Source organism: Staphylococcus sp. HMSC062H10, assembly GCF_001836945.1.
Lineage (GTDB): Bacteria > Bacillota > Bacilli > Staphylococcales > Staphylococcaceae > Staphylococcus > Staphylococcus aureus.
Genome location: NZ_KV830988.1, coordinates 23714 through 45050, shown reverse-complemented (window position 1 = coordinate 45050; position 21337 = coordinate 23714). Strand labels below are relative to the sequence as shown.

General features: G+C 32.4%; 19 protein-coding genes. 15 read left to right on the top strand and 4 right to left on the bottom strand.

Features of this window, described 5'->3' with window-relative positions:
- Positions 1-115: 115 nt before the first annotated feature.
- Together HMPREF2658_RS09590 and HMPREF2658_RS09585 are read left to right on the top strand one after the other, a co-directional pair.
- Positions 116-1747, top strand: a complete 1632-nt coding sequence (locus HMPREF2658_RS09590; RefSeq protein ID WP_000737145.1) for an ABC transporter ATP-binding protein/permease — start codon at positions 116-118, stop codon at positions 1745-1747.
- A complete protein-coding gene (locus HMPREF2658_RS09585; RefSeq protein ID WP_000857605.1) occupies positions 1744-3417 on the top strand; it encodes an amino acid ABC transporter ATP-binding/permease protein in 1674 nt (557 codons plus the stop codon). Before HMPREF2658_RS09590 ends, HMPREF2658_RS09585 begins: the two co-directional genes overlap by 4 nt.
- 126 nt (positions 3418-3543) lie before the next feature.
- On the opposite strand, the gene mgrA is transcribed toward HMPREF2658_RS09585, so the two are convergent.
- Positions 3544-3987: a global transcriptional regulator MgrA gene (gene mgrA / locus HMPREF2658_RS09580; RefSeq protein WP_001283444.1), complete on the bottom strand. Its 444-nt coding sequence runs from the start codon at positions 3985-3987 to the stop codon at positions 3544-3546.
- Positions 3988-4213: 226 nt separating this feature from the next.
- Here mgrA and HMPREF2658_RS09575 point away from each other — a divergent pair, with 226 nt between their 5' ends.
- From HMPREF2658_RS09575 to HMPREF2658_RS09555, 5 genes are all read left to right on the top strand, one after another.
- Entirely contained in the window at positions 4214-5140 is a 927-nt protein-coding gene (locus HMPREF2658_RS09575) for a CobW family GTP-binding protein (RefSeq protein ID WP_000794415.1), read from the top strand.
- A 102-nt stretch (positions 5141-5242) separates the two neighbouring features.
- The gene (locus HMPREF2658_RS09570) at positions 5243-6151 is read left to right on the top strand and encodes an aldo/keto reductase (protein ID WP_070854372.1); all 909 of its coding nucleotides are present in this window, start codon (positions 5243-5245) and stop codon (positions 6149-6151) included.
- 34 nt (positions 6152-6185) lie between these two features.
- On the top strand, positions 6186-6473 hold the full coding sequence (locus HMPREF2658_RS09565) for a hypothetical protein (protein ID WP_000180420.1): 288 nt from the start codon (positions 6186-6188) through the stop codon (positions 6471-6473).
- Between the two features lie 281 nt (positions 6474-6754).
- The gene (locus HMPREF2658_RS09560) at positions 6755-8308 is read left to right on the top strand and encodes an SLC13 family permease (RefSeq protein ID WP_001288099.1); all 1554 of its coding nucleotides are present in this window, start codon (positions 6755-6757) and stop codon (positions 8306-8308) included.
- An 85-nt stretch (positions 8309-8393) separates the two neighbouring features.
- Entirely contained in the window at positions 8394-9767 is a 1374-nt protein-coding gene (locus tag HMPREF2658_RS09555) for a cryptochrome/photolyase family protein (protein ID WP_000952028.1), read from the top strand.
- A gap of 154 nt (positions 9768-9921) precedes the next feature.
- Here HMPREF2658_RS09555 and HMPREF2658_RS09550 read toward each other — a convergent pair whose 3' ends face one another.
- The 3 genes from HMPREF2658_RS09550 to HMPREF2658_RS09540 form a co-directional block, all read right to left on the bottom strand.
- Complete coding sequence (locus HMPREF2658_RS09550) at positions 9922-10206, bottom strand: hypothetical protein (RefSeq protein WP_000154465.1); 285 nt, start codon at positions 10204-10206, stop codon at positions 9922-9924.
- On the bottom strand, positions 10203-10820 hold the full coding sequence (locus tag HMPREF2658_RS09545; protein WP_001191871.1) for a DUF1361 domain-containing protein: 618 nt from the start codon (positions 10818-10820) through the stop codon (positions 10203-10205). Before HMPREF2658_RS09545 ends, HMPREF2658_RS09550 begins: the two co-directional genes overlap by 4 nt.
- Before the next feature lie 186 nt (positions 10821-11006).
- Positions 11007-11429, bottom strand: coding sequence for a PPC domain-containing DNA-binding protein (locus tag HMPREF2658_RS09540; protein WP_000776009.1), 423 nt, complete (start codon positions 11427-11429; stop codon positions 11007-11009).
- Between the two features lie 208 nt (positions 11430-11637).
- On the opposite strand from HMPREF2658_RS09540, the gene norA reads away from it, so the two are divergent.
- The 8 genes from norA to HMPREF2658_RS09495 all read left to right on the top strand — a co-directional run bounded on the left by norA (position 11638) and on the right by HMPREF2658_RS09495 (position 21167).
- A complete protein-coding gene (gene norA, locus HMPREF2658_RS09535) occupies positions 11638-12804 on the top strand; it encodes a multidrug efflux MFS transporter NorA (protein ID WP_054194603.1) in 1167 nt (388 codons plus the stop codon).
- A gap of 296 nt (positions 12805-13100) precedes the next feature.
- A complete protein-coding gene (locus tag HMPREF2658_RS09530) occupies positions 13101-13553 on the top strand; it encodes a hypothetical protein (RefSeq protein ID WP_000216727.1) in 453 nt (150 codons plus the stop codon).
- A gap of 173 nt (positions 13554-13726) precedes the next feature.
- Complete coding sequence (gene ybaK, locus HMPREF2658_RS09525; protein WP_001107239.1) at positions 13727-14209, top strand: Cys-tRNA(Pro) deacylase; 483 nt, start codon at positions 13727-13729, stop codon at positions 14207-14209.
- A 248-nt stretch (positions 14210-14457) separates the two neighbouring features.
- Positions 14458-15222 carry a DeoR/GlpR family DNA-binding transcription regulator gene (locus tag HMPREF2658_RS09520; RefSeq protein WP_000972699.1) on the top strand — a complete coding sequence of 255 codons (765 nt, stop codon included), beginning with the start codon at positions 14458-14460 and terminating at the stop codon, positions 15220-15222.
- Positions 15219-16139 (top strand): 1-phosphofructokinase, encoded by a 921-nt coding sequence (pfkB, locus tag HMPREF2658_RS09515; protein ID WP_000640733.1) that lies wholly within the window; start codon positions 15219-15221, stop codon positions 16137-16139. The genes HMPREF2658_RS09520 and pfkB overlap by 4 nt, the downstream gene beginning before the upstream one ends.
- A 5-nt stretch (positions 16140-16144) precedes the next feature.
- Positions 16145-18109 (top strand): PTS fructose transporter subunit IIABC, encoded by a 1965-nt coding sequence (locus tag HMPREF2658_RS09510; protein ID WP_001266571.1) that lies wholly within the window; start codon positions 16145-16147, stop codon positions 18107-18109.
- Positions 18110-18415: 306 nt separating this feature from the next.
- Positions 18416-19597 (top strand): N-acetylglucosamine-6-phosphate deacetylase, encoded by a 1182-nt coding sequence (gene nagA / locus HMPREF2658_RS09500; RefSeq protein WP_001292260.1) that lies wholly within the window; start codon positions 18416-18418, stop codon positions 19595-19597.
- A 220-nt stretch (positions 19598-19817) separates the two neighbouring features.
- Positions 19818-21167, top strand: coding sequence for a hemolysin family protein (locus HMPREF2658_RS09495; protein WP_000450259.1), 1350 nt, complete (start codon positions 19818-19820; stop codon positions 21165-21167).
- The last annotated feature ends 170 nt before the right edge of the window (positions 21168-21337 follow it).

Sequence of the window (21337 nt, the reverse complement as noted above, 5' to 3'; positions counted from 1 at the left end):
TAGACTAAAGATGTATATATTCATTTTCTTTTACATGTAAAACTACAATATTTTATTGAGCTATTTAATTTGATTTTAAGGAAAACCTTTTATAATAGGTTTAGGTGATATAATTGTGAAAAAATTAACAACAATACTGTTTCAATATAAAATTTTTCCGGTACTCATGTTCTTGGTCAGTACTGGTCTCGGCATACTCGTTATAGCGCAAAATATTTTAATAGCAGATTTTTTAGCTAAAATTATAAGACATCAATTTCAAGGTTTATGGATTGTATTATTTATTTTATTAGGTGTTTTACTCTTAAGAGCAACTGTGCAATTTCTAAATCAATGGTTAGGTGATACATTAGCATTTAAAGTTAAGCATATGCTTAGACAGCGGGTTATTTATAAAAATAATGGTCATCCAATCGGTGAACAAATGACTATACTCACAGAAAACATTGATGGTCTAGCACCTTTTTATAAGAGTTATTTGCCTCAAGTGTTCAAATCAATGATGGTTCCGCTCATCATAATCATTGCAATGTTTTTCATCCATTTCAATACCGCATTAATTATGTTAATAACTGCACCATTTATTCCTTTGTTTTATATTATTTTCGGTTTGAAAACGCGAGATGAGTCAAAAGATCAAATGACTTATTTGAATCAATTTAGTCAACGTTTTTTAAATATTGCTAAAGGTTTAGTGACGTTAAAGCTATTTAATCGTACAGAGCAAACAGAGAAGCATATTTACGACGATAGTACTCAGTTTAGAACTTTAACAATGCGCATTTTACGCAGTGCTTTTTTATCGGGATTAATGCTCGAATTTATAAGTATGTTAGGTATTGGATTGGTTGCATTGGAAGCAACGCTAAACTTAGTAGTATTTCATAATATTGATTTTAAAACTGCGGCAATTGCGATTATTTTAGCGCCTGAATTTTATAATGCAATTAAGGACTTAGGACAAGCATTCCATACTGGAAAACAAAGTGAAGGTGCCAGTGACGTTGTGTTTGAGTTTTTAGAACAACCGAACAATAATAATGAATTTCTATTAAAGTATGAGGAAAATCAAAAACCATTTATTCAGTTAACAGACATATCATTTCGATATGATGATTCTGATAGATTGGTATTAAATGATTTAAATTTGGAAATATTTAAAGGTGATCAAATTGCACTTGTAGGTCCAAGCGGGGCAGGTAAATCAACTTTGACACATCTTATTGCAGGTGTTTACCAGCCAACAATAGGTACTATAAGTATAAACCAGCGTGATTTAAATATAGGAATACTTAGTCAACAGCCATATATTTTCAGTGCTTCTATAAAAGAGAATATTACGATGTTTAAAGATATAGAAAATAATACTGTTGAAGAAGTGCTAGACGAAGTAGGTTTATTAGACAAAGTTCAATCTTTCACACAAGGCATTAATACAATAATAGGTGAAGGAGGCGAAATGTTATCTGGTGGACAGATGAGACGCATAGAACTTTGCCGTCTTTTAGTTATGAAGCCAGATCTCGTTATATTTGATGAGCCTGCAACTGGTTTAGATATTCAAACAGAACACATGATTCAGAACGTTCTGTTTCAACATTTTAAAGATACAACGATGATTGTCATTGCACATAGAGATAATACAATTCGCCATTTACAACGACGTTTGTATATAGAAAATGGAAGACTGATTGCTGATGATCGCAATATTTCAGTAAATATAACAGAAAATGGTGATGACTTATGAAAACACGACTAAAATTTCAAGTAGATAAGGATTTATTGTTAGCTATAGTTGTTGGTGTTTGTGGAAGTTTAGTTGCGCTCGCCATGTTTTTCTTAAGTGGTTATATGGTGACACAAAGTGCACTTGGTGCGCCACTATACGCTCTGATGATTTTAGTCGTTACAGTAAAATTGTTTGGGTTTTTAAGAGCTATTACTCGATACGTAGAGCGCCTAATTTCTCATAAAGCTACATTTACAATGCTACGTGATATTCGGGTACAGTTTTTCGGTAAATTAGTAAATGTCATTCCTAATGTTTACCGTAAACTGAGTTCTAGTGATTTAATTTCACGTATGATTAGTCGTGTTGAGGCATTACAAAATATTTATTTACGTGTTTATTATCCACCAGTCGTCATCGGTTTGACAGCGCTAGTTACAGTAATAGTATTGGCGTTCATTTCAATCGGCCATGCGCTATTGATTATGGTTAGCATGTTGTTTACTTTACTCATTGTTCCTTGGTTAAGCTCAAAAAAAGCACGTACTTTAAAGAAACATGCAGCTAATGAACAGGCTCGATTTTTAAATCATTTTTATGATTATAAAGCTGGTATGGATGAACTACGTCGATTTAATCAAATTAATCATTATCGAGATAATTTGATGGCTAAATTAAATCATTTTGATAAATTACAACTTAAAGAGCAACGCTTTTTAACGATTTATGATTTTATATTAAATATTATTGCTATGCTTTCGATTTTTGGTAGTTTAGTTCTAGGATTAATTCAAATTAATGCAGGCCAACTAAATATTATTTATATGACGAGTATCGTTTTAATGGTCTTAACTTTATTTGAACAAGCTGTACCAATGACAAATGTCGCGTATTATAAAGCGGATACTGACCAAGCATTGCACGATATTAATGAAGTGATATCTGTACCTTCTACTAATGGAAATAACCGCCTTACTGATAAGTATGACGCAACGAACATTTATGAAGTTAAGGACGCTAGTTTTAAGTATTGGAACCAGCAAATGTATGTGTTATCGGATATTAATTTTAATGTTAATAGAGGCGAAAAGATTGCGATTGTGGGTCCTTCTGGTTCAGGAAAAAGTACATTACTACAAATTATGGCAGGGTTATATCAATTAGATAGTGGCTCTATTCGTTTCGAAAATATGGACATGTTTGAAATAGATGACAAAGATAAGTTTGAATCGTTAAATGTCTTACTACAATCTCAACAATTATATGATGGTACAATACGTCAAAATTTATTTACCGATGAAAAAGATGAAGCGGTGCAAGCAATATTTAAGCAATTAGATTTAGAACATTTGGCACTAGAACGTCAAATTGACTTAGATGGTCATACATTATCTGGCGGAGAAATTCAGCGTTTAGCGATTGCGAGGATGTTATTAAAAGATACTGCATCAACATGGATTTTAGATGAACCAACAACGGCATTAGATAAACAAAATAGTTTAAAAGTTATGGATTTAATTGAAGCACATGCAGAAACATTAATTGTTGCTACACACGATTTAACTTTATTGTCACGTTTTGAGACCATCATTGTGATGATAAATGGTAAAATAGTTGAAAAGGGAAACTATCAACAATTACTCGCTAATCAAGGTGCTTTATGGAATATGATTCAATATAATGCATAAAAAAACTGCTTGATAGGCTAAGAAACCTTTCAAGCAGTTTTTTAACTAACAAGCTTACGCGTGCTAATTGTTTTTCTATTCTTAATAAATTCTAAACATTACTTTAATTGTCATGACAAAAGTTAATTATTTTTCCTTTGTTTCATCAAATGCATGAATGACTTTACCTAATAAGCGATTAAGTTCTTTAACTTCATCTTGAGATAAAGAAGAAGCTGAAGCGACTTTGTCAGATGCATTACTTAATTCTGGTCTAATAGTTTCACTTTTGTCAGTCAAGTGAATAAATACTTCACGTTGATCGACTTCGGAACGTTCACGCTTAATTAAGTCTACTTGTTCCATTCGTTTTAATAATGGTGATACTGTACCAGTATCGAGTGCTAATTCAGTTACGACTTTCTTGACGTTTACAGGAGATTCATCCCATAAAATAGTTAAGACAAGAAATTGTGGGTATGTTAGATTGTACTTCTTAAAAACTTTGTTAGAGTAGTAGCGATTAACTTGTCTTTGAGCATTGTACAAACTAAAGCATAGCTGTTCTTTTAAATTATGTTGATCAGACATTAAAGTTCTCCTCCAGACATACTATCCGTTTTTTTCTCTTTTCGGATTGGTAATCATTAAAAAGTTGATTGTTTATTAATTCACAACTTTCTTTGATTCAATGCCATGCTAAAATTAAAGTATGTTTAAAGTTTAGAAGATATTTTTGATTAAATCAAGCAAAAAGATAATTTAATATATATGTTATCATTTTTAAAAATAACTGTAATAGAAAAGAGAATATAAAATGAAAAATAATAAAGATGAAAAAATAAGAATATCCATAATTAACGGATTTTTGGGTAGTGGTAAAACCACGTTACTGACACATTATATTAGTGAATTATTAAAAAATGATGAGAAAATTAAAATCATCATGAATGAATTCGGTACTTTTGATATTGATAGCAATAGTATTTCAAATGAAATTGAAGTCCATTCATTGATTAATGGTTGTGTTTGTTGCGATCTTAAACAAGAACTTGTCTATGAACTAAAAGCCATTGCTTTAAAAGGGGACGTTAATCATGTCATCATAGAAGCGACAGGCATTGCGCATCCTTTAGAATTACTAGTTGCATGTCAAGATCCGCAAATCGTTAATTTCTTTGAAAAGCCAATTATTTATGGTGTATTAGATGCGACTCGATTTTTGGAACGTCATCAATATACCGAAAATACAGTTTCGCTGATGGAAGATCAGTTGAAACTAAGTGACATGATTATTATTAATAAAATTGATCTTGTAACTGATGACAGTCTTGAGAAAATTGATAAGCAATTAAGTATGATTTGTGCAAGTATTCCAACTTATAAAACAACCTATGGACAAGTTTCGTTGGAAGAATTGGACTTACTTGGTAAAGACAGAGAGATATCGTCTCATCATCACCATCATCATGGGATTAAAAGTATGACTTACACATTTACAGGTCCGATTGATCGTCAATTGTTTTATCAATTTATAATGAAATTACCGGAATCTGTTCTACGTTTGAAAGGTTATGTATCATTTAGAGATCAACCAAATGCAATTTATGAATTTCAATATGCATATGGTTTACCAGACTATGGAATAATTGGCATGCAATTACCATTAACGATTGTTATTATTGGTGAAACTTTAGATACAAATCACATACGTAATCAATTGGATATGCTACAATTTACGTAAATCACAAAATGTGTTGTTTCAATTTAACGGAAATAGCACATTAATTTCTTAATACTTTTGTTGTGAATATTTTGTGACATTGAGGGATGGAGTGGATGAGATATGGAACAAATAATGATTAATCACTATGTTCATTTTTCTAGGCTTGTACAAGGTTTTTGGCGTGCAAATGAATGGAAGATGACTGCGAAAGAGTTAAATTATTTTATAAATGAATTAGTTGAACGTGGGATTACAACGATGGATCATGCTGATATTTATGGGGATTATCAATGTGAATCACTGTTTGGTAATGCTTTGGATTTATCACCCGAATTAAGAAATAAAATTCAAATTGTTACGAAATGTGGTATCATATTGCCTTCTAAGCAATTTGATTTTACAAATGGACATCGTTATGATTTGAGTAGTAAGCACATCGTGAAATCTGTTGAACAGTCATTAATCAATTTGAATGTAGATTATTTATATAGTCTACTCATTCATCGTCCTTCACCATTGATGGATCCAGAACAAGTTGCTGATGCATTAACTAAACTTGTTAAACAAGGTAAGTTGAAGTCATTCGGGGTGTCGAATTTTAATCATTCACAATACCAATTGTTAAATCAATATATTATGAAAGAAAGACTACATATTAGCATCAATCAATTAGAATTATCGCCATATCACGTTGATAGTTTACAAGATGGAACAATGGATTCAATGTATCAAAACCATGTTCAAATTATGGCTTGGAGTCCTTTTGCAGGCGGTAAAATTTTCGACAAGGAAGATATTAAAGCGCAACGTATTATGAAAGTTATTCAATCAATAGCTGACAAATATGGTGTGAGTGACACAGCTGTGATGATAGCATGGTTAGTAAAAATACCGCATCGTATCATGCCGATACTTGGAACAAGTCAGTTAAAGCGTATTGATCAAGCAATCGAAGGGCTGCAACTTAATTTAGATGATCAGTCGTGGTTTGACATTTACACCGCTATTATCGGACAAGATATTCCATAAACTTATTTACTTTTAAATCATAAAGGAGCATATCATGACAAACGAAGATAAACGTTTCGAACAATTAAGATTTGAACGCAAATTTATAGTTATTCCGTATGTAATTTATGCAGTCATTGTATTACTATTAAATATTTTCTATTCTGATTTGAAAATAACAATGACATTATTCGGACTTTTCTTTGCGTATAATGTAGTCATTTTGTTCATAGCATTTATTAAACATTATAAACGCACATTGTTACTAAGTCTTATATTAACAGTGCTTAGTGGCGCGGCATTCTTTGGAATTATTTATGTTTATGGCATTAATCATTTTTAAATATTAAAAAGAGACTATCTACAATAATCTCATTTGCATTTTATCTAACTAAGTTTAACTTTTGCTTAGAAAAATAATGCTATGAGGATATTCAGTAGATAGTTTTTTATGTTTTAATATTTAAACTTAGATATCGTTTTGTAATTAACCGAGATAACATATCACCTAGCAATATTATTTACAAAATATTTCGATAAATTTGTGTATTTTGCATAAATCGAAAAAGGATGTTTATAAAAATTGTTATAATTAAATTGAGATTAAACAAAGGGGTGACTGTTATGTCAGAAGAAAAAAAGGTAGTTAAACATGAACAACAAAAGAAAGAAAAGACAAAAAAGCAATACAAGCCATTTTGGATTGTTATGAGTTTTATAATACTTATAGTTGTACTATTACTCCCGGCACCTTCAAGTCTGCCAATAATGGCTAAGGCAGTACTAGCTATTTTAGCTTTTGCAGTTATTATGTGGGTAACGGAAGCTGTATCATATCCGGTGTCAGCAACTTTAATTATTGGCTTAATGATATTACTTTTAGGATTTAGCCCGGTTCAAAATTTAGGGGAGAAGCTGGGTAACCCGAAAAGTGGCAGTGCTGTTTTAGCTGGAAGTGATCTTCTAGGAACAAATCATGCATTATCATTAGCGTTTAGTGGATTTGCAACATCAGCTGTAGCTCTCGTTGCAGCCGCATTATTTTTGGCCGCTGCTATGCAAGAAACGAATTTGCATAAAAGACTAGCTCTTATAGTGCTATCAATTGTTGGTAATAAAACTAGAAATATAGTTATTGGGGCAATTATTGTTTCAATTGTACTTGCATTTTTCGTTCCTTCTGCAACAGCTAGAGCAGGGGCAGTTGTACCAATCTTGCTTGGTATGATTGCGGCATTTAAAGTTTCCAAAGATAGCAAGTTAGCGTCTTTATTAATAATTACTTCAGTACAAGCTGTGTCAATTTGGAATATTGGTATCAAAACGGCGGCAGCACAAAATATCGTAGCGATTAATTTTATAAACCATCAATTAGGATTTGATGTTTCATGGGGCGAGTGGTTCTTATATGCAGCGCCTTGGTCCATAGTTATGTCTATAGCTTTATATTTCATCATGATTAAAGTGATGCCTCCAGAAATTAATACAATAGAGGGTGGCAAAGATTTAATAAAAGAAGAATTGCATAAACTTGGCCACGTTAGCGCACGTGAATGGCGTTTAATTGTTATATCGATGTTATTATTACTGTTTTGGTCAACTGAAAAAGTATTACATCCAATTGACTCTGCATCCATTACTATTATTGCTTTAGGTGTTATGTTAATGCCGAAAATTGGTGTCATGACATGGAAACATGTTGAAAATAAAATACCATGGGGAACAATTATCGTGTTTGGTGTAGGTATTTCACTAGGTAATGTTCTTTTGAAAACAGGTGCAGCCCAATGGTTAAGTGATCAAACTTTTGGTGTTTTAGGTTTAAAACATTTACCTATTATCGCGACAATTGCACTTATCACGCTTTTTAATATATTGATTCATTTGGGCTTTGCGAGTGCAACAAGTTTATCATCAGCGTTAATACCTGTTTTTATTTCGCTAACCTCTACGTTACACTTAGGAGACCAGTCTATAGGATTTGTTTTAATTCAACAATTTGTTATTAGTTTTGGTTTCTTATTACCTGTTAGTGCACCTCAAAATATGTTGGCTTATGGCACTGGTACTTTTACGGTGAAAGATTTCTTGAAGACAGGTATACCATTGACAATTGTAGGGTATATTCTAGTGATAGTTTTTAGTATGACTTATTGGAAATGGTTAGGTTTGCTTTAATTAAAAATATAAATAAGAATCTAGGTTATTTTAAAGTGACAAAAAGCTTAATAAAATAAAAAGATAATTGAAGGGTGTTATATTTATGGCAATTGCTGTGTTATTAAATCGAATGTTTCGAATGGAACATAATCCATTATTTGAATATATTTACCAACAAAAAGAAGACATTGATGCATGTTATTTTATCATTCCGGAAGAGGACATGTCTTCAGCTTCTGATTTGAAAGCACAGTTTTATCGCGGTACTTTGAAGCGCTTTTACCAATCGTTGCACGCAGAAAAACTCACACCTTATGTCATGTCTTATGACGATATCATTTCATTTTGTAAAGAAAACAATATCTCTGAAGTAGTGATTGCAGGTGATATTATGAGTTATCACCTTGAAGAATATGATATTTTACATCAACGCTCTTTATTCAATGAAGCACGCATTGCCGTTACTTTGATACGTGGGAATCATTACTTTAAAGCGAGTAAAACAATGAATCAACAAGGGGAGCCATACAAAGTTTTTACTAGTTTCTATAAAAAATGGCGACCTTACTTGAGGCATAGAGACGTATATCACTATGATTTAAAATCATTCGAAGACTTCGTCATTGCATCACCTGATGATTTAGTGTTTGATGACATAGCATTTGGATCCTCACAAATAATTGAACAGAATAAATGGCAACATTTTTTAGATCAAGATATACAGAATTACGAAAGCGGAAGAGACTATTTACCTGAAGTGTTAACAAGTCAGCTAAGTGTTGCTTTAGCATATGGATTATTAGATATTATTGAAATTTTTAATGATTTATTGGCGCGTTATGATGAAGATGAGGCAAACTATGAAGCATTTATACGTGAACTCATTTTTAGAGAATTTTATTATGTGTTAATGACACAGTATCCAGAAACCTCATACCAAGCTTTCAAATCTAAATATCGACAGATAAAATGGTCGCAAAATGAAGCGGATTTTAATGCATGGTGCGAAGGGCAAACAGGATTTCCAATCATTGATGCAGCAATAATGGAATTGACACAAACTGGTTTTATGCACAATCGAATGAGAATGGTTGTGTCGCAATTTTTAACCAAAGATTTATTTATAGATTGGACATGGGGAGAAAAATTCTTTAGAAAGCACCTTATTGACTATGATGCAGCATCAAATATTCATGGATGGCAATGGTCTGCTTCTACAGGTACTGATGCAGTGCCGTATTTTAGAATGTTTAATCCAATAAGACAGAGTGAACGCTTTGATGCTAAAGCTTTGTATATCAAAACATATCTCCCGATTTTCAATCAAATTGATGCAAAATATTTGCATGATACACAACGCAATGAGTCCAACCTTTTTGAACAGGGGATTGAATTAGGTCGTCATTATCCAAGACAAATGGTAGATCATCAAGAAAAACGTACACAAGTTTTAGCTGCATTTAAAGCGCTAGACTAATTCGGCTGAATTGATAGATCAGGAATGAGTAAAACCTGGAGCAGAATTTAAAGTTCTTAAGCAATATAAATAAGCCAATTTCTATTATTGATGTGATAGAAATTGGCTTTGCTCAAATATATAAGTTGTATTTAGTTTTCTTATTAATTTGGTGTTATCTTAGTATGTCCGTAAATAAAGTGAGGTATAGTACGACATACTCTAAAAATGTAGCGAGATAGATATATTTCAATCTAACTTTTATGTTTTGAGGCACTTGCCATTTAGGATATTGTCGTTCGTAATACGACACTTGTTGTATAAATACACCTAGTCCAAATGGTAGCATCATGAGTAAGATACTTCTTAAATAACTTAAACCAATATCATGCCATATGTGTCCAATAATCAATTGAAAGACAATGATAGATACTATTAAAACGATTATATTTATTGTCACTTGTTCAAACGCACTCCTTTTCCAAATAATAGAATTGCTGCTTGCATCACAACCATAAAACATACAAACATAGCAGTTTTAAGCGTAAGACTTTCTAGAATGTGATTTAGAACATGTAAGGGTTCATTAAAGAAATAAACGGAATGTAAGCGTAAGAAACGACCAATATAAATTCCGAATCCATTTAAAAACATTAGTACGACAACAATTAATCTATTAAGCCAACGGTGAGAAGTCAATGTTAGTATTTCAAAATAGATTAAAATCATCACATAAACCGCTAAGAAGACACCAAGCAGTAAATAGGTAAAGTATTTCCACTCACCTAAATTTAGTCCTGCGTAAAAGTTGAATTGAAATTGGTTCAAATGGATTAAATCAGTTACCATATAAAATGTATTTGGTAAAAGTAACACAAATATAAAACTATATATGATAAAGAGTGGCCATTCATACTTTTTATTCGGTTTGAATAATCGTAATAATAGACTAAGCTCAAAAGGTATATATGCTAAAAACAAATTTAAAGTCATAAATTGAAAAATTTTAGTCTCAAAAAGGGAGACGATAAATAATATTAAAAAGTAAATTCTAGCGATGTATCGAGATTGCATCAATAATAAACACTACTTTCTAATGAAAAAAGTTATTCATTCAAATGTGATAGTTATAAACGCATTCAAGTCCTAATTAAAAATTTAATTTAACTCGTTGAAGTATATTAATAAACGAGAATGCATTTATGATTAAGCACTTATGATAACTTGTAATAAAATTTGATTCAACTAAAAAGTAAAGTGCTATTGAGGATCAAGTAAATTTAAACCGACTGCATCGTTGAATGAACGTTGAATGTCCAAATCAGTTACAGTAAGAATGATTTCAGCAGTTGCAGAAACAATTGCTTTAGCGAGATGTCCGCTAAAAGTTTCATATGATTGAGTACCGAAAGTAGCATGCAAATGTGCAAAATGACCATTGTCTAGACGAGAAATATTACCTAATAAGCTCGTCAATTCCAATGGCTCAGTAATATGTTTTTCTTCGTATTGTTTCGTTGTTAAATTGAAAAATTTTAAAACGACGTCATCACATGCACCAATGCCGCTGACAGATGTAAATGTTAAGTCTTGGTCATCTGCAAAGTTTGTTATACATTCAACGATATCTTCGCCTTTTTCTAACACTAGTAGTATAGTATGATTACTTTTTTGCAATTTCATATGATCAATCCCCTTTATTTTAATATGTCATTAATTATACAATTAAATGGAAAATAGTGATAATTACAAAGAAAAAATATTGTCAAATGTAGCAATATTGTAATACAATATAGAAACTTTTTACGAATATTTAGCATGAATTGCAATCTGTCGTGGAAAAGAAAAATAACAGCTTGAAGAGTGACAAGTAGAAAAAAGAGGTGAGCAAATGAATAAACAGATTTTGGTATTATATTTTAATATTTTCTTAATTTTTTTAGGTATCGGTCTAGTGATACCAGTCTTACCTGTTTATTTAAAAGATTTGGGGTTAACTGGTAGTGATTTAGGATTATTAGTTGCTGCTTTCGCCTTATCTCAAATGATTATATCGCCATTCGGTGGTACGTTAGCTGATAAATTAGGAAAGAAATTAATTATATGTATAGGATTAATTTTGTTTTCAGTGTCAGAATTTATGTTTGCTATCGGTCAGAATTTTTTAATTTTGATGTTATCAAGGGTTATCGGTGGTATGAGTGCTGGTATGGTTATGCCTGGGGTGACAGGTTTAATAGCTGATATTTCACCAAGCCATCAAAAAGCAAAAAACTTTGGCTACATATCAGCGATTATCAATTCAGGATTCATTTTAGGACCAGGGATTGGTGGATTTATGGCAGAAGTTTCACATCGTATGCCATTTTATTTTGCAGGTGCATTAGGTATTCTAGCATTTATAATGTCAATTGTATTGATTCACGACCCTAAAAAAGTTTCGACAAATGGATTCCAAAAGTTGGAGCCACAATTGCTAACGAAAATTAACTGGAAAGTGTTTATTACACCAGTTATTCTAACACTTGTATTATCGTTTGGTTTATCTGCATTTGAAACATTGTATTCACTATACACAGCTGACAAGGTAAATTATTCACCTAAAGATATTTCGATTGCAATTACAGGTGGCGGTATCTTTGGTGCACTTTTCCAAATTTATTTCTTTGATAAATTTATGAAATACTTCTCTGAGTTAACATTTATTGCATGGTCATTAATATATTCAGTTATTGTATTAGTGCTATTAGTTATTGCCGATGGTTACTGGACAATTATGGTAATAAGCTTTGTTGTCTTTATCGGGTTCGATATGATAAGACCTGCTATTACAAATTATTTTTCAAATATTGCTGGTGATAGACAGGGATTTGCAGGTGGGTTAAACTCAACATTCACTAGCATGGGGAATTTTATAGGTCCTTTAATCGCAGGTGCGTTATTTGATGTGCACATTGAAGCCCCAATTTATATGGCTATAGGTGTGTCATTAGCTGGTGTTGTCATTGTTTTAATTGAAAAGCAACATAGAGCTAAGTTAAAACAACAAGATTTGTAATATCGCACATGGTTGTCATTCGATTAATGTTTTTCGACAACTAAAGCATTTCAAAATAAGCATCGATTTTCTTACAATTATAGTGAAGAAAAGTCGATGCTTTAAATTTATAAAGATTAAAAACTTTTAAGTGTTTTAGTCTTTATATTTAAATGTTATATGTAACAAAAAATGATTTTGAGTAATAAACGTGTTACAAATATTACATTCTTTTTAAATTGCAATCCACATACCTAATTCATTAACGTTAATGTGTTAAGATGATAAAAAATGAGTAAGGAAATGTGGGTAAGGGGATGACAGTAAAAAATTTATTTTTAGGCTTTGTTGCTGTAATATTAACTGTTTGTTTAATTGGTTTATTAATTTTAGCAACAAATGAAGATGCGCTTGCTAAGGTACATAAAACGATTAATACGCTTAACGCGATAAATGTATCAACTGAAGATACTTATAAAAAGAAAATGGATATTCTCAATATTCATACTGCTAAAGCATCTGAAGTGAATGAAAATGTGAAAAAGCAAAATCATTTTAAGCATCGTGTGAATGCAAATAAATCAAATTCTTTTAACGAACAAGAGTGCCAAGTTATTGCTGATCGTTATGCAGATAAGCATATCAATGATAATTATGGTTTAGAAAGAATTTCTAAGACAAATCATGGATATAATTATGTTTATTCCAATGATAATTCAACGAGTAAGCAACATGTAAGTATTTCAAATCAAGGCATAATAACGAAATAATAGATGGAACAGTGTATTCTAATTGGATATACTGTTTTTATTTTGCAATATTTTAATTTAAAAAGGTGAAATCAACTTATAAAATGATGTAAATGTTATGTCAAAATCAACCAATCCGTAATGTATTTTAAAATGTTAATATAGTTCTGAAGAAGTATAAATGAGGTGTTGAAATGGCTAAAAATAAGAAAACGAACGCGATGCGTATGCTTGATCGTGCAAAAATTAAATACGAAGTTCATAGCTTTGAGGTACCAGAAGAACATTTATCTGGCCAAGAAGTCGCAGAACTCATACAAGCAAATGTTAAAACAGTTTTTAAAACACTTGTTCTAGAAAATGCAAAACATGAACATTTTGTATTTGTTATCCCAGTAAGTGAAACTTTAGATATGAAAAAGGCAGCTGCTATGGTTGGAGAGAAGAAATTGCACCTTATGCCTTTAGATAATTTGAAAAATGTAACGGGATACATTCGTGGTGGGTGTTCGCCTGTTGGTATGAAAACATTGTTTCCAACAGTCGTTGACAAATCCTGTGAAAATTATAGTCATATCAGTGTGAGTGGTGGGCTTCGAACAATGCAAATCACGATAGCTGTTGAGGATTTGATTACAATAACTAAAGGCAAAATTGGAGCAGTTATCCATGAATGATTAATAACAACAAAAATTATGGGGCAAGATTAGAGTGTGACAGAGATGAAATTTTTATAAAATTCATTTCTGCCACACTCCTTTTTGATTGAATTAGCATTTTACGATCATAAACAGTCATGATAATTGAGTGTTTGAACATAAAAATGTAATTTTATCGTCACAATTTGATTGTTTGTGATTGTTTTTGGTAATTTATGATTGAAAAGTGAAAGCGTACTCATTATAATACAGAGTGAGATGGGGTGATGATGATAATTACAGAAAAAAGACACGAGTTAATATTAGAAGAACTTTCGCACAAAGATTTTTTGACTTTGCAAGAATTAATAGATCGAACTGGATGCAGTGCTTCAACAATACGAAGAGATTTATCTAAACTGCAACAATTAGGGAAATTGCAACGTGTGCATGGTGGTGCAATGTTAAAAGAAAATCGTATGGTTGAGGCGAATTTAACTGAAAAATTAGCAACGAATCTCGATGAAAAGAAAATGATTGCTAAAATAGCAGCTAATCAAATCAATGATAATGAATGCCTATTTATCGATGCTGGTTCATCTACATTGGAGCTAATTAAATATATTCAAGCGAAAGATATCATTGTGGTAACCAATGGTTTAACACATGTAGAAGCTTTACTTAAAAAAGGTATTAAAACAATTATGCTAGGTGGTCAAGTTAAAGAAAATACACTTGCTACGATTGGTTCAAGTGCCATGGAGATATTAAGACGATATTGTTTCGATAAAGCTTTTATCGGGATGAATGGATTAGATATTGAACTTGGATTAACTACTCCCGATGAGCAAGAGGCATTAGTTAAACAAACAGCAATGTCATTAGCCAATCAATCATTTGTACTTATAGATCATTCTAAGTTTAATAAAGTATATTTTGCTCGTGTACCTTTGCTAGAAAGTACGACAATCATCACATCTGAAAAAGCATTAAATCAAGAATCGTTAAAAGAATACCAACAAAAGTATCACTTTATAGGAGGGACTTTATGATTTATACAGTGACTTTCAATCCTTCAATTGACTATGTCATTTTTACAAATGATTTTAAAATTGATGGTTTGAACAGAGCAACAGCAACATATAAATTTGCTGGGGGAAAAGGTATTAATGTCTCACGTGTTTTAAAGACATTGGATGTTGAGTCAACTGCTTTGGGATTTGCAGGTGGATTTCCTGGGAAATTCATTATAGATACATTAAAAAACAGTGCAATTCAATCGAATTTTATTGAAGTTGATGAAGATACACGTATTAATGTGAAATTAAAAACAGGACAAGAAACAGAAATCAATGCACCGGGTCCTCATATAACGTCAGCACAATTTGAACAATTGTTACAACAAATTAAAAATACAACAAGCGAAGATATAGTTATTGTTGCTGGAAGTGTACCAAGTAGTATTCCAAGCGATGCGTATGCGCAAATTGCACAAATTACAGCACAGACAGGTGCTAAATTAGTAGTCGACGCTGAAAAAGAATTGGCTGAAAGCGTTTTACCATATCATCCACTATTTATTAAACCTAATAAAGACGAATTAGAAGTGATGTTTAATACAACAGTGAACTCAGACGAAGATGTTATTAAATATGGTCGTTTGTTAGTTGATAAAGGTGCGCAATCTGTTATTGTCTCACTTGGCGGTGATGGTGCTATTTATATTGATAAAGAAATCAGTATTAAAGCAGTTAATCCACAAGGGAAAGTGGTTAATACAGTTGGCTCTGGTGATAGTACAGTTGCAGGCATGGTGGCTGGAATTGCTTCAGGTTTAACGATTGAAAAAGCATTCCAACAAGCAGTCGCATGCGGTACTGCCACGGCATTTGATGAGGACTTAGCAACACGGGACGCTATAGAAAAAATAAAATCACAAGTTACGATTAGCGTACTTGATGGGGAGTGAAAATAATGAGAGTAACAGAGTTATTAACAAAAGATACAATAGCAATGGATTTAATGGCAAATGACAAAAATGGTGTTATTGATGAGTTAGTAAATCAATTAGACAAAGCAGGTAAATTAAGTGATGTCTCGTCATTTAAGAAAGCGATTCACAATCGAGAATCACAAAGTACGACTGGTATCGGCGAAGGTATTGCTATTCCACATGCGAAAGTAGCCGCAGTTAAGTCTCCAGCTATCGCATTCGGTAAATCTAAAGAAGGTTTAGATTACCAAAGTTTAGATATGCAACCAGCTCATTTATTCTTTATGATTGCAGCGCCAGAAGGTGGTGCCCAAACACATTTAGATGCTTTAGCTAAACTATCTGGTATTTTAATGGATGAAAATGTACGTGAAAAATTATTACATGCATCGTCTCCAGAAGAAGTGTTAGCAATTATTGATCATGCTGATGATGAAGCGACAAAAGAAGAAGAGGCAGAAGCTGAAGCACAACAAGTTGCTGCTGTAGAAGCAAATCAAGACACTAATGGATCAAACGAGCCATATGTATTAGCTGTAACTGCTTGTCCAACAGGTATTGCACATACGTACATGGCACGTGACGCATTGAAAAAACAAGCGGATAAGATGGGGATTAAAATTAAAGTAGAAACGAACGGTTCAAGTGGTATTAAAAACCATTTAACGGAACAAGATATTAAAAATGCAACAGGTATCATTGTTGCTGCTGATGTTCATGTTGAGACGGATCGCTTCGATGGTAAAAATGTCGTAGAAGTACCAGTCGCAGATGGTATTAAACGCCCAGAAGAATTAATTAATAAAGCATTAGATACAAGTCGTAAACCTTTTGTTGCCCGTGATGGTCAAAGAAAAGGTAACTCAAATGACAGTCAAGAAAAATTAAGCCCAGGTAAAGCTTTCTATAAACACTTAATGAACGGTGTTTCTAACATGTTGCCACTTGTAATATCTGGTGGTATTTTAATGGCAATCGTGTTTTTATTTGGTGCAAACTCATTTGATCCAAAAAGCTCAGAGTACAATGCGTTTGCAGAGCAGCTTTGGAACATTGGTAGTAAAAGTGCATTCGCGTTAATCATTCCAATTTTATCTGGATTCATTGCACGTAGTATTGCGGATAAACCTGGATTCGCTTCAGGTCTTGTAGGTGGTATGTTAGCAATTTCAGGTGGTTCAGGGTTTATTGGTGGTATTATTGCAGGTTTCTTAGCAGGTTACTTAACACAAGGTGTTAAAGCCATGACACGTAAGTTACCACAAGCATTAGAGGGATTAAAGCCGACATTAATTTATCCACTATTAACAGTGACAGCTACAGGCTTATTGATGATTTATGTCTTTAATCCACCAGCATCTTGGTTAAATCATTTGTTATTAGATGGATTAAACAATTTATCAGGTTCTAATATTGTATTATTAGGTTTAGTTATTGGCGCAATGATGGCGATTGATATGGGCGGTCCATTCAACAAAGCGGCATATGTTTTTGCAACAGGTGCGTTGATTGAAGGTAATGCAGCACCAATTACAGCTGCAATGATTGGTGGTATGATTCCACCGTTAGCAATTGCGACAGCGATGTTAATTTTCAGACGTAAATTTACAAAAGAACAACGTGGTTCAATTATCCCTAACTATGTGATGGGTATGTCATTTATTACAGAAGGTGCGATTCCATTCGCGGCTGCCGATCCATTACGTGTTATTCCTTCAATGATGATTGGGTCAGGTATAGGTGGCGCAATCGCTTTAGGTTTAGGTTCTCGAATTACTGCGCCACACGGTGGTATTATCGTAATTGTTGGTACGGATGGTGCACATTTACTGCAAACACTTATTGCACTTGTAGTAGGTACATTAGTTTCAGCATTAATTTACGGTTTAATCAAACCCAAGTTAACTGAAACAGAAATCGAAGCTTCAAAATCAATGGACGAATAACTTTTATGATTTAAAATGATTGTCAGCAATGACGTTACATTAATTTGTCAGTCGATTGAATATATGTTAATTTAATATGTCGTGTTAACGGTAGTTTATATAAAACTATTAAAACACCTTCCATTAATTCAGTTTTTATGAATGGATGCGAAGGTGTTTTTAATTTTAGATAAATGAATGAAGAAATAGACACCACAAATGTATAGACTTTTTTAATATTTTGCAAAAAGTTATGCCAATTGGTGTAGATATAGTAAAATATGAGTGTCTTAAAGTGAAAATTTATAAATAAAGAAGGGTTTATACGTGTCAGAATTAATTATATATAACGGCAAAGTTTATACTGAAGATGGCAAAATCGATAATGGTTACATTCATGTGAAAGATGGACAGATTGTTGCAATTGGAGAAGTGAATGATAAAGCAGCGATTGATAATGATACGACAAATAAAATTCAAGTGATTGATGCAAAAGGTTATCATGTAGTGCCAGGTTTTATCGATATACATATTCATGGTGGTTATGGTCAAGATGCAATGGATGGATCATATGATGGTTTAAAATATCTATCTGAAAATTTGTTGTCTGAAGGTACGACATCATACTTGGCAACGACAATGACGCAATCGACTGATAAAATAGATGAAGCACTTATAAATATTGTTAAATATGAGGTGGAGCAAGATGTTCACAATGCAGCGGAAATTGTAGGTATACATCTGGAAGGGCCATTTATATCTGAAAATAAAGTTGGTGCTCAACATCCGCAATACGTTGTACGCCCATTTATCGATAAAATTAAACATTTTCAAGAGACTGCTAACGGATTAATAAAGATTATGACGTTTGCACCTGAAGTTGAAGGTGCAAAAGAAGCGCTTGAAACGTATAAAGATGATATTATTTTTTCAATTGGTCATACAGTGGCAACATACGAAGAAGCAGTTGAAGCTGTTGAGCGAGGAGCTAAACATGTCACGCATTTATATAATGCAGCGACGCCATTCCAACATAGAGAACCAGGTGTTTTTGGGGCAGCATGGTTGAATGATGCTTTACATACCGAAATGATTGTTGATGGCACACATTCTCATCCGGCATCGGTTGCAATTGCTTACCGTATGAAAGGTAATGAACGTTTTTATTTAATTACCGATGCAATGCGTGCAAAAGGTATGCCTGAAGGAGAATATGATTTGGGTGGCCAAAAAGTAACAGTTCAATCGCAACAAGCACGTCTTGCAAATGGTGCGCTTGCTGGTAGTATTTTAAAAATGAATCATGGGTTACGTAACTTAATATCATTTACAGGTGATACATTAGATCATTTATGGCGTGTAACAAGTTTAAATCAAGCCATTGCATTAGGTATCGATGATAGAAAAGGTAGTATTAAAGTAAATAAGGATGCAGATCTTGTTATTCTAGATGATGACATGAATGTAAAATCTACAATAAAACAAGGTAAAGTTCACACATTTAGCTAATAATTAATCATAATTAAATGTATGCAATAGATTTAATCTGTTAACATAAGCACTTTATATTATGATAAAATAGAAGCAATAACATTTTTTTCTGGGGGTGTCTAAATGGGAAGGCGATAACATGTAGTTGTAATTTAAGTCATAGTGATAAATTTGAATGCGTGTTACCCATGAGTGACACATATAACATGGAGGTGAATCCCTAGAAATAGGGAATTAATTGGAAACTTCGACCATAATTAGTTTGATTATATTTATTCTATTAATTGCATTAACCACAGTATTTGTTGGTTCAGAATTTGCATTAGTAAAAATTAGAGCAACAAGAATTGAACAGCTAGCAGATGAAGGAAATAAACCTGCTAAAATAGTAAAAAAGATGATTGCTAATCTAGATTATTATCTTTCTGCTTGTCAGTTAGGTATCACAGTAACATCTTTAGGGTTAGGTTGGCTTGGTGAACCAACGTTTGAAAAGCTATTACACCCGATATTTGAAGCAATCAATTTACCAACTGCATTAACGACGACGATTTCGTTTGCAGTATCATTTATAATCGTTACGTATTTGCATGTAGTACTTGGTGAATTAGCGCCTAAATCTATAGCGATTCAACATACTGAAAAGCTTGCTTTAGTATATGCAAGACCATTGTTCTATTTCGGTAACATTATGAAACCATTGATTTGGCTGATGAATGGTTCTGCACGTGTTATTATTAGAATGTTTGGTGTAAATCCTGATGCCCAAACTGATGCAATGTCAGAAGAAGAAATCAAAATTATTATTAACAATAGTTATAATGGTGGAGAAATCAACCAAACTGAATTGGCATATATGCAAAATATCTTTTCATTCGATGAAAGACATGCAAAAGATATTATGGTACCTAGAACTCAAATGATTACACTAAATGAACCTTTTAATGTAGACGAATTACTAGAAACAATAAAAGAACATCAATTTACGCGTTATCCAATTACTGATGATGGTGATAAAGACCATATTAAAGGATTTATTAACGTTAAAGAGTTTTTAACTGAATATGCTTCTGGAAAAACAATTAAAATTGCAAACTATATACATGAGTTGCCAATGATTTCAGAGACAACACGTATCAGTGATGCATTAATTAGAATGCAACGTGAACATGTACATATGAGTCTGATTATAGATGAATATGGTGGAACGGCAGGTATTTTAACGATGGAAGATATTTTAGAAGAAATCGTTGGGGAAATTCGTGATGAATTTGATGATGATGAAGTGAATGATATCGTTAAAATTGATAATAAGACATTCCAAGTAAATGGTAGAGTACTATTGGATGATTTAACTGAAGAGTTCGGTATAGAATTTGATGACTCTGAGGATATTGATACGATAGGTGGATGGTTACAATCTCGTAATACCAGCTTACAAAAAGATGATTACGTGGATACAACTTATGATCGCTGGGTTGTTTCAGAAATCGATAACCACCAAATTATTTGGGTAATGTTAAACTATGAATTTAATGAAGCGAGACCTACTATCGGACAGACTGATGAAGATGAAAAATCAGAATAGATATTAATATATAAACCAACTAAGAATGATTTAATTCATTTTTGGTTGGTTATTTTTTTGACTAAAATTAATGAAAAGTGAAAATATTACTTGAACTCAATATCTTTAATGATTTAATGAATATTTTTTATTGAAAGCGATAATTCGTATTAATTGAGTTTGTTGAAAAA